At 48.5% G+C, this 10,407-nt stretch carries 10 protein-coding genes and 2 pseudogenes; 5 read left to right on the top strand and 7 right to left on the bottom strand.

Annotated features, from left to right (window positions below):
* Together ACWA6V_RS10345 and cmoB are read left to right on the top strand one after the other, a co-directional pair.
* A pseudogene (locus tag ACWA6V_RS10345) lies at positions 1-272 on the top strand (carboxy-S-adenosyl-L-methionine synthase CmoA); the annotation flags it as partial.
* Between the two features lie 23 nt (positions 273-295).
* Complete coding sequence (gene cmoB, locus ACWA6V_RS10340) at positions 296-1,264, top strand: tRNA 5-methoxyuridine(34)/uridine 5-oxyacetic acid(34) synthase CmoB (protein ID WP_449522415.1); 969 nt, start codon at positions 296-298, stop codon at positions 1,262-1,264.
* 56 nt (positions 1,265-1,320) lie between these two features.
* On the opposite strand, the gene ACWA6V_RS10335 is transcribed toward cmoB, so the two are convergent.
* Entirely contained in the window at positions 1,321-1,863 is a 543-nt protein-coding gene (locus ACWA6V_RS10335) for a flavodoxin (RefSeq protein WP_449522412.1), read from the bottom strand.
* Positions 1,864-2,022: 159 nt separating this feature from the next.
* Positions 2,023-2,526, bottom strand: a complete 504-nt coding sequence (locus ACWA6V_RS10330) for a Spy/CpxP family protein refolding chaperone (protein ID WP_449522411.1) — start codon at positions 2,524-2,526, stop codon at positions 2,023-2,025.
* Between the two features lie 189 nt (positions 2,527-2,715).
* On the opposite strand from ACWA6V_RS10330, the gene ACWA6V_RS10325 reads away from it, so the two are divergent.
* The 3 genes from ACWA6V_RS10325 to ACWA6V_RS10315 all read left to right on the top strand — a co-directional run bounded on the left by ACWA6V_RS10325 (position 2,716) and on the right by ACWA6V_RS10315 (position 6,049).
* Positions 2,716-3,423, top strand: a complete 708-nt coding sequence (locus ACWA6V_RS10325) for a response regulator (RefSeq protein ID WP_449522410.1) — start codon at positions 2,716-2,718, stop codon at positions 3,421-3,423.
* Positions 3,423-4,820, top strand: a complete 1,398-nt coding sequence (locus tag ACWA6V_RS10320) for an ATP-binding protein (protein ID WP_449522409.1) — start codon at positions 3,423-3,425, stop codon at positions 4,818-4,820. Before ACWA6V_RS10325 ends, ACWA6V_RS10320 begins: the two co-directional genes overlap by 1 nt.
* A gap of 296 nt (positions 4,821-5,116) precedes the next feature.
* The gene (locus ACWA6V_RS10315) at positions 5,117-6,049 is read left to right on the top strand and encodes a GGDEF domain-containing protein (protein WP_449522408.1); all 933 of its coding nucleotides are present in this window, start codon (positions 5,117-5,119) and stop codon (positions 6,047-6,049) included.
* Between the two features lie 68 nt (positions 6,050-6,117).
* On the opposite strand, the gene rluB is transcribed toward ACWA6V_RS10315, so the two are convergent.
* The 5 genes and pseudogenes from rluB to ACWA6V_RS10290 form a co-directional block, all read right to left on the bottom strand.
* Positions 6,118-7,035 carry a 23S rRNA pseudouridine(2605) synthase RluB gene (gene rluB / locus ACWA6V_RS10310; RefSeq protein WP_449522414.1) on the bottom strand — a complete coding sequence of 306 codons (918 nt, stop codon included), beginning with the start codon at positions 7,033-7,035 and terminating at the stop codon, positions 6,118-6,120.
* A gap of 227 nt (positions 7,036-7,262) precedes the next feature.
* Positions 7,263-8,198, bottom strand: coding sequence for an SMC-Scp complex subunit ScpB (gene scpB, locus ACWA6V_RS10305; protein WP_449522407.1), 936 nt, complete (start codon positions 8,196-8,198; stop codon positions 7,263-7,265).
* A complete protein-coding gene (locus tag ACWA6V_RS10300; RefSeq protein ID WP_449522413.1) occupies positions 8,195-9,034 on the bottom strand; it encodes a segregation and condensation protein A in 840 nt (279 codons plus the stop codon). The genes scpB and ACWA6V_RS10300 overlap by 4 nt, the downstream gene beginning before the upstream one ends.
* 209 nt (positions 9,035-9,243) lie before the next feature.
* Complete coding sequence (locus tag ACWA6V_RS10295) at positions 9,244-9,870, bottom strand: L-threonylcarbamoyladenylate synthase (RefSeq protein WP_449522406.1); 627 nt, start codon at positions 9,868-9,870, stop codon at positions 9,244-9,246.
* Positions 9,871-9,939: 69 nt separating this feature from the next.
* A pseudogene (locus ACWA6V_RS10290) lies at positions 9,940-10,407 on the bottom strand (phosphatase); the annotation flags it as partial.

Below are 10,407 nucleotides of genomic sequence, written 5' to 3'. Positions count from 1 at the left end.
GATTAAATCCCGGCGGTGTATTAATCATCTCTGAAAAAGTCGCTTTTGATGATGAACCCCACCAACAATTGATGACCGAATTGCACCACAATTTCAAACGCGCCAACGGCTACAGTGATTTGGAAATTGCTCAGAAGCGCGCCGCGATCGAAAACTATTTAATTCCTGAAACACTCGATGCACACCGTCAACGGTTACGCCAAGCCGGCTTCAGCAGTGTTGATGTCTGGTTTCAATGTTTTAATTTTGCATCGCTGATTGCGATTAAATAGAGTACGCGAAGACTGTGACACAAATTAATTACGATCAATTACTGGATGCACTTAAAGATTCACCTCTCGCTAGATGGGCTGAACAATTGCCCGTACAAATCGCGGCTGGACTTTGTGAAAAACGCTACGGCGATTTAGGTGGCTGGAAAAAGTCACTCGCAAAACTACCCAACGTAAAAACCTCGCAAGTTGCCCTTACGGATGAAGTGCGCATCGGCCACAGCAGCGATTGCGATGAGACTACACGTGCAAAAATTCGCAGTGTATTGCAGGAATTAATTCCCTGGCGCAAAGGCCCCTACTTTGTTCATGATATCCATATCGATACTGAATGGCGCTCGGATTGGAAATGGGACCGCGTATTACCTCACCTCGCCCCGTTAAAAGACCGCTTGATCCTCGATGTGGGTTGCGGCAATGGCTATCACTGTTGGCGGATGCTAGGTGCAGGGGCAAAACGCGTGATTGGAATTGATCCATCACCGCGTTTTATTGTGCAGTTCCATATGATCAAACATTTTACCGGTGCCGATTATCCTATCGATATCCTGCCCGTCGGCATTGAAGATGTTCCGGAAAAATTGCAGGCATTCGATACGGTTTTTTCCATGGGCGTTTTTTATCACCGCCGCTCGCCGATGGATCACCTTCTCGAACTAAAAAATACCTTACGCCCCGGTGGGCAACTTGTACTTGAGACATTGGTGATTGAAGGAAAACTGGGTGATGTATTGGTGCCTGAAGACCGTTACGGCATGATGAACAACGTATGGTTTTTACCGAGTTGCGACACCATGTTGTCCTGGTTACGCAAAATGGGTTTTAGCAATCCGCGCGTGGTTGACGTGTGCCCCACAACTACTGAAGAACAGCGCGCAACAGAGTGGATGCGTTTTCACTCGCTACCGGAATTTTTACATCCGGAAGACTCATCATTAACTGCTGAGGGACATCCGGCACCCATTCGCGCCGTATTTGTTGCGGAAGCTTAACCATAAAAAAAACAAAGGGCGCTCAGTGCGCCCTTGGTATTCGATAATATTGCGGCTTAATCTTCCAACAGGGTAAGCGGTGTATCCAAACCAAATTCGACATGAATTTGTGTACACCAGCGATTCAATCTATCTGCACTTAAATTTTCCTGCTGATCTTCATCCAGCGCCAAACCGACAAACATCCCTGCACCGGGAATTTCTGCCTTTGAGGCCTCAAACTCGTAACCTTCAGTCGGCCAGTGACCAACAATTTCCGGACCTGTTTGGATAATTACATCGTGCAGCATACCCATGGCATCGAGAAAATAATCGCCATAACCAAATTGGTCACCCAAACCAAAGAGCGCCACTTGCTTGCCGGAGAAATCCACCGCTGCTATATCATCCCAAAACTCTTCCCAATCCGATTGGATTTGGCCGAAATCCCAGGTGGGAATTCCGAGGATAATTTTGTCGTAGTTGGCAAAATCCAACTGGGTTACGTCGGCGATATCACGTACATCGACGACATCAGCCCCGAAACGCTGTTGAATACGATAAGCGACACGCTCGGTATTGCCTTCGTCACTGCCAAAAAACAGACCAATCTGGGCCACGATAACCTCGGGATGCAGGAAAAATAGGGATAGGTAAAAACGGCGCGGATTTTCCCAAGATTAGCGCGCGCAAGCAAGCCCACATTTTACACCCTGAAAATAAATAACCCCGGCAAGCCGGGGTTATAGGTGAAACCAGCAGTATTCCTGGCCTGTGATTTAACTTTTAGCTGCTTCGCGTGCCTCTTTGCGTTCGGCCTTACGCTCCAAACGCTTGGTTTTCGCTTCTGCCAAGGTTTGTTTTTGCTCCTCTGTCAGCACGGCTAATAACGCTTTTTTCGCTTTAGCACCTGCTAGTGCCTGTTCAGAGTGCAACTTGCCCAAGGTATCGGCCAGCGCATTGAGCTCCGCATCATTAGCACCGCTTTCCACTGCCGTTGCTAGTGCGCTGCGCGCATCGGCAAGTTTTGTATGAAGGACATCACGTGCTGACTCATTAGCTTCACGCTGTGCTTTCAAGGTTTCTTTTTGCGCATCGGTTAGCGCCAACTCTTGGCCGAGATGCCTAAACTCACGGCCCGCAAAACCTTCATGCTCAGCCCATTTGGCCGCATGATGTTTACCCTCACAGTTTTTCCCCGCGCCACCGGCTATAGTCGGCACAGCTATACTGGCAGCACTTAACAATAACAGACCAGCTACTAATGCTTTGTTCGATTTCATATCAATATCCTCTGGATACTTTGGACTCGTTAAATAGGTCGCCTACACGCAGACTCCAGAATCAGAGTCAGTAAATTCATTATGGTGGCTATAATGTTAAGATTGGTTAATGAAAACCAAAGAATCATGACTCTCATCGGGGGCTGGTGCACACTCACCGCCTTCCATTATCGGGGACTGTAAATCGCCATGCTTAAAGTTCTTCTCATCGACGACGACAAAGAACTCAGTCAATTACTGAGCGAATACCTGCAAACGGAAGGCTTCGCTATTGATACCGCTTATGACGGCCAAACGGCGCTGGAGCTTGCACTCAAGCAACCCTATTCTGTCATTGTGTTGGATGTGATGTTGCCCATCCGCAATGGTTTTGATGTGCTGAAAAACTTACGCCAACACAGCCAAACGCCCGTGATTATGCTCACGGCCAAAGGCGATACTGTTGACCGTGTGATAGGACTGGAAATCGGTGCCGATGATTATTTATCCAAACCCTGTGACCCACGTGAATTGGTTGCGCGTATCCGCGCTATTTTGCGCCGCGCCAATCAAAAGGATGTAACGCCCAGCAGTATTGAGCGCCTTGCATCGGGTAAGTTATCCCTACATTTAGGTACACGCACAACCACTTGGGACAACAATGAAGTTCCGCTCACTGGAACTGAATTCAGCGTGCTGGAAATTCTTGTTCGTCGCGCCGGCCAAGTGATCAGCAAAGATGATATGACGGAGCAGGCGCTCAATCGCAAACTCACACCTTACGATCGCAGTATCGATGTGCATGTAAGCAATATCCGCAAAAAAATTACAGCAGCAGGCTCTTCAAAGGATTTGATTATCAACGTGCGCGGCGCTGGCTATATGCTGACCATGAATGATGATGAATCCGTAAATTAATGACCCGTCTTTATTTAAAAATCTTTTTTACCTTTTGGTTGATTACGGTGGCGATTATTATCGGCACCAATATTGTTGTGCATTGGTTTGATATGACACCGGATGGCAACTTGCAGCGCAGCAGTGAGGCAAGTGATGACGATCCAGCCAAGCGCTTACTGTTTCAAATGGTGGGCAATGCCGTTAATCGCAATACCCGACAATTGATTCAGGACTTGCGCGCAATGCCTGCTTGGTCAACGCGCTTTGTGTATGTTATCGATAAAGAAAACCGCGATCTGCTCGACCGACCGCTCCCGCCAGGTGTTATGTTTCTCGCACCGCGCCTCACCTTCAAACATCCCTTCGATAAAGTACAGGATCGCAACCGCAAACTCTTTGGCCGTTATATCACCTTGAACGATGGCAACAGCGTGAAATTAATTACGATTTCCGCTGGGCGCGATGAGGGACAGGATCGCGATATTATTTGGGAATTATTTCTCGATAATATTTGGCCGCTTTTACTCGTATCCGTTTTGGTCAGCGGCTCTGCGTGTTTTTTTCTCGCCCGCCATTTCACGCGCAGTATTAATACATTGCAAAAAGCCACACATCAAATTGCACGCGGCGATTTAAGCGTGCGTATCAGCGAGCAGTTTCGCGGTCGCAACGATGAGATCGCCGCGCTGGGGCGCGACTTTGACCACATGACGGAACGCCTCGAAAAATCCATGCAGGAACAGAAGCGCTTAATTAAAGATGTGTCACACGAATTTCGCACGCCGCTCGCTCGCTTGCAAATCGCGCTAGCGCTGGCGAGGCAGCGCAGTAATGGGATTGTTGACCATGAATTAAATCGCATTAAACAAGCGGCTGATTATCTCAACGATATCATCACCGATATTCTCACCCTGCCAGTACAAGGCCAGGACAGCTGGGTATTGGATGACGTATTGGATTTAGTGAGCCTGATGCAAACACTCATGGATGATTACCAGGCTGAAGCCTACGAAAAAAATATCAATATTCGCTTTAAATGTTCGCTGGAGGAAGCACTGGTTGCTACTCATGGCAATATGTTGGTTGGTGTGTTTGAAAACACCCTGCGCAACGCCCTGCTCTACACTCCGGAAAATTCCGAGATTTGCATTGTCCTGGCTGAAACTGGTGACGGAGAACATTATCGCGTCGACATAATGGATCAGGGGCCTGGTGTTCCTACAGATGCACTCGAGGATATCTTCCAACCTTTCTTTCGCACAGACCAAGCGCGCGCGCGCGAAAGTGGTGGTTACGGCCTGGGGCTAGCCATTGCTCAGCGCAGCATCTCTTTACACCAAGGGCGTATTTGGGCCGAAAATCGTCCTGAAGGCGGCCTCAGCTTGGGTATATTGCTACCACAAATTAAAGGGTAGGTTCTGTTTAACCCGTTCCCCCGCACCTGTACCGCCGTTTTTCTTGAATCAAATCTTGCCGACAAACTTTTGACTGGCGGCAAATTCTTTCCGCACGAGCAAAAAATCCGCGCTACTTTTTTGGCGAAAATATCTACAACTTACCTTAGAGTGTTTGCCTATCTATATGATTAATAAAGGTATTAATAAATAAAAAGTAGATGGCATGAATTTCGCTAGATGTCTGTCACAGGCGCCCGAATACACAAAAGCGGCAAGCGGGCGACGAATAACTTTTAACGTAACAGGTAAAAATTATGCGGGACATGACCATGGTGACCAATGCCCACAAGGCAAACGGCGCAAGCACTATCCCTCTTATCCCGTTGACCCCCGAGCAGGAACTCACCACCCGCATTCGCCTTGCGCAGGCGCTGCAAATGAGCCTGGACCCGGCCGAAGTGCTTAATTTGTTTTACACGCACATCCAAGCTGTTGTGAGCCTGTCCAGCGTTCTTTTCAAATTTGGTAATAGCGATAGCGATCTGAAAATTGGACGCGAATGTTTGCATCATTGCGACTATCGCCTTACAACTGATGAAGGTTATTTGGGTGAAATTATCTTTAGTCGCAATAAACGATTTGCGGAGGCTGAGCTAATTACCCTGGAGTTATTGCTTAGCACACTTATCTATCCATTGCGTAACGCAATTCGCTACCAGACAGCCATGCGCCATGCCTTGCTCGACCCCTTAACATTGCTCGGCAATCGCACTGCGCTAGATACAGCCTTGCGCCGCGAATTGCAAATGGCCGAGCGTCATCACCATGAATTATCGCTTTTAATGATAGACGTAGATTTTTTCAAAAAAATTAATGACGAATATGGCCATCACCGCGGTGATTTAGTGCTGTGTGAAATTGCTAAGGGAATCCAAGCGGCTTGTCGAGGGTCAGACATCACTTTCCGCTACGGGGGTGAAGAGTTCGTGGTGGTATTAGGCAAGACCGATGCAGAAGGTGCAAAAATTATTGCGGAGCGTATTCGCCAGCAAATTGCAGAAACTAATATCAAATACAACGGTAAAGCAATAGGTGCTACTGTGAGTATCGGCATAGCAACACGCCACAGCAAAGAAAAAGAACATATCAACGATTTATTTGAGCGCGCAGACAAAGCACTCTATATCGCTAAAAATTCAGGCAGAAATTGTGTTGTCAGCAGCGATGAAATGCACATCAATTCCTAATGGATAAATCACTCTGCAATAAAAAACCACGCTAACTCAGCGTGGTTTTTTTATTGCAAATAATTAACTTATTCCACTATAGGTGGACGTTTACGGGCTGGCACCTTCGGACGACGTGGTGCAGCGGAAGCGGCGCGCAATTTTTTATCGTGACGCTCTCGCTGCGCTGCTTCATCGCGAGTGGGTTCCATCATACGGGTATAGGTTGAGCTATCAAAACCTGCTGTCATGCACAGATCCTGAATTTCACGTTCGGTAAGATCAGTCCATTGGCCAACACGCACATGCGAAGCAATAAAAATATTGGCATAGCGAACTCGCTTCAAGCGACTCACTTTTACCCCTTGCGATTCCCACAGGCGGCGCACCTCGCGGTTGCGTCCCTCCATTACCACACAATAGAACCAGCGGTTTTTGCCTTCGCCAGCACCATCGACGATATCGGTAAAGCGCGCAACACCATCATCCAACGCTACACCTTTTAACAGGTTGGTACGCATATCATCCGTTACTTCGCCTTGGATGCGAACCAAATATTCGCGGTCAATAACGGAAGATGGATGCATTAATTTGTTAGCCAACTCACCATCGTTGGTAAACAACAGCAAACCACTGGTATTGAAATCCAAGCGGCCTACTGAAATCCAACGTTCACCTTTTAACGGCGGCAAGTGGTCATATACAGTCGGGCGGCCTTCAGGGTCAGAGCGCGAACAAATCTCTCCCTCGGGTTTGTTGTATAAAATCACCCGGCGACGCGTTAGCTCACTGCGCAATACCACCCGCTGACCGTTCACGAAAATTTTGTCTTGCGGTATGACACGATCGCCCAATTTGGCGATTTTATCATTTACTTTTACTTGGCCAGCTTCAATCGCACGTTCCATTTCGCGGCGCGAGCCAATACCTGCACGGGCAAGCACTTTTTGTAACTTTTCATCACCGGGCACTGCTACTGATGTCTTTTCATCTGCGGCTTGGGTCACTTTTGTTTTAGGTGACGCGGCAGATTTATGTGCAGGTTTTCCTGCTGTTAATTTTGCAGGGCGATCAGTTAGGTCGCGCTTGTGAGTCGCATTGGCTTTTGCTGGTTTAGCGGTCACTGCTTTTTTGTCGGCAGATTTCGCTTTTCCAGCAACTACTGGCTTCACAGCCTTGGTAGGTTTTTCAGGTTTATCCCGGTTGATTTTCTTCACCATAGGTTATTAAGCAGCTAATCGCTGCGGGGTTCTTCTTCATTGTTTATTGTCTCTGTATCTGAAGAGTCAGCAGCTGCTGCATCTTCCTCTACATAGACAAAAGCATCTTCACCATCGACAAAACCTTCTTCGTAAAAAGCGGCTTGTGTGTCCACTGGTTCGGCATCAATCTCACTGATAATTACAGGTGGATTTGCATCTGGAATTGGCGGATCTGTATCTTTCTCGCCCAAGCCTGCCTCACCTAAATCCAGCACCGGATTTAATTCATCCAGATCGCGGATTTCACTCAACGATGGTAATTCTTCCAAACTTTTTAAATTGAAATAATCCAAAAATTGGCGCGTGGTCGCAAAGAGTGATGGACGGCCGGGAACATCGCGATGCCCGACTACCTTGACCCAATCGCGCTCCAACAAGGTTTTCATAATGTGCGAGCTAACAGCGACGCCGCGGATCTCTTCGATATCACCGCGTGTAATTGGCTGGCGATAAGCAACCAAGGCCAAGGTTTCGAGCAATGCGCGCGAATATTTTTGCGGTTTTTCTTCCCACAGACGATTTACCCAGGGCGCAAGATTATCGCGCACCTGAAAGCGCCAACCAGAGGCCACTTCTTTTAATTCAAATCCGCGCTCGGCACTGGCCGCCTGAATATCAAGTAAGGCAGCGGCAATCTCATCTTTACTTGGCGCCACTTCCTCATCAAACAATTCCAGTAAACGTGAAATAGTCATCGGCTGGCCTGCTGCCAAAATCGCGCCTTCAATAATCTTGCGCAGCAGCTCTGCATCAACCGGCATTTGTGTGACGGGAACAGTTGCCGACTCTTCGGTATCAGACTCTTCGTGCAATGCACGCGACTCTTCACCGGCTTCCTCACCCACCTCAGTAGATGAATCCAGATCCTCATCAAGAGCATCTTCTGCGATATCAATTTCGTTTGTCATTGTGTTCTGGCTTTTACGTGAATAGGTGCAAAGGATTCGCTTTGAACAATTTCCACCAGCGATTCCTTAATCAATTCCATCACCGCAAGAAAGGTGACGACAACCCCAAGGCGCCCTTCTTCCGCCTTGAACAGGCTGACAAAAGGAACAAAATGTTGATGCGCCAATGTATCCAGCACCTGCGCCATACGCTCGCGCGTGGAGAGTTTTTCCTTGGAGACATGATGGCTTTCAAACATATCAGCGCGGCGCAATACTTCCGAGAGTGCCAATAATAATTCCTGCAACTCCACATCCGGATCGAGCCTCGTCAAGCTGCGGTCAGGACCTGCAGCCGTAACCGGGAACACATCGCGGGATACACGCGGTATATTGTCCAAATCAACTGCCGCCTGCTTAAACCGTTCGTATTCTTGCAAACGGCGAATGAGCGATGCTCGCGGATCTTCCTCTTCTTCATGCTCTTCCGAGGAGCGCGGCAATAGCATGCGCGATTTAATCTCGGCAAGCATAGCCGCCATCACCAAATACTCTGCCGCCAGCTCAAATTGATGCGCTTCCATCAAATCGACGTAGGCCATGTATTGGGAGGTAATTTCCGAGACATTGATGTCGAGGATGTCGATGTTCTGGCGGCGAATCAGGTACAACAACAAATCCAACGGACCTTCAAATGCCTCCAGAAATACTTCCAGTGCATCGGGCGGAATATATAAATCCTGTGGCAGCTGGGTGTAGGCCTTGCCATGAACCATGGCAAAAGGCATTTCACCTTGCTGCGGCCCTTTTTGTACATGTGCACCCGCCGGTTCCACAACTAGCTCTTCATTGGTGATTGCACCGGCTTCAGTTGTTGCCTCTGGCGATGCAACAAGATCCGAAGATGTAGAAGTGTCGAGGGTTTCGCTCACGCAAGGTAACTCACAGGTTAGTCAGTAGGATCAGCGGCCTCGTCGTAGCACCGGATAACAAGGGCGGCATTATAGCTATTTCACGAGGCGCCGGACAGCACGCAGGCTCGACAAATAACTTCTTTATAGATCAATTAGTTAGAATCAAAAGGTGAGAAGTCACCTTTCCCTTGGCGCACCAGTTGCGGCAGTGGCTCGGTAAGATCGATAACAGTGGTAGGCTCAAGTCCGCAATAACCCCCATCGATCACCAACTCTACAAAGTGCTCCAGGGTATCGCGGATATCATAGGGATCGGTCATCGGAAACTCTTCACCTGGCAACAACAGGCTGCTGGTCATCAAGGGCTCCCCCAATTCTTCCAGCAAAGCCAGCGCAATTGGATTATCCGGCACACGCAAACCAATGGTTTTGCGCTTCGGGTGCAACAAGACCCGCGGGACATCGGAAGTCGCCGACAGAATGAAAGTATAGGCACCAGGAGTATGGTTTTTAAGTAACCGATAGGCCTGATTATCAACGCGCGCATAAGTGGCGATCTCGGAAAGATCGCGGCACATAAGCGTAAAGTTATGGTTTTTATCGAGTTTGCGCAGCGTACGAATACGCTCCAGCGCATCTTTGTCGCCTATATGGCAGCCAAGAGCGTAGGCAGAATCGGTTGGATATACCACCAATCCACCTTTACGAATAATGTCAGCGGCCTGAACAATTAAACGGTGTTGCGGGTTTTCAGCATGGATTTGAAAAAACTGGGCCATTGCAATGACTCCTTACGACACTCACCCATCACGCGGAAAGACTGGGCAGAGAAAAATATTTTATTAATGTTATGGGTTATAGCCCAATAATTCCCAGACCGGCTTGGCCTGCGCTGGCAACTTGCCAAAGCTCCCCAAGTCTTGCCATGGCTGGTCAGGTAAATGGAAATCCGAGCCGCAGGATGCGTATAGTGATCGGGCATTTGCAATACGCAATAAATCCTCGGTCAAGGCGGCGGGCTGCAGCCCGCTAATCACCTCCAGCGCATCACCTCCAGCCGCTGCAAATGAATCTACCAGCGCGCACATTTTGGTGCGTGTCAGTTCATATTTGGCCGGGTGCGCCAGCACAGCTACACCACCGGCCGCATGAATCCACTCAATTACCTGACCCATCAATGGCCATTGGTATTTAACATCTGCAGGCTTACCCGCCCCCAGATATTTTTTAAAGGCCGCATTGATGTTTTTTACTGCGCCCACCGCAACCAAATATTGCGCAAAATGTGGTCGCCCCAGGGCGGCATTACCTGCTAT

This window comes from Cellvibrio sp. (assembly GCF_053579595.1).
This window is presented reverse-complemented; position numbering and strand designations above follow the sequence as displayed.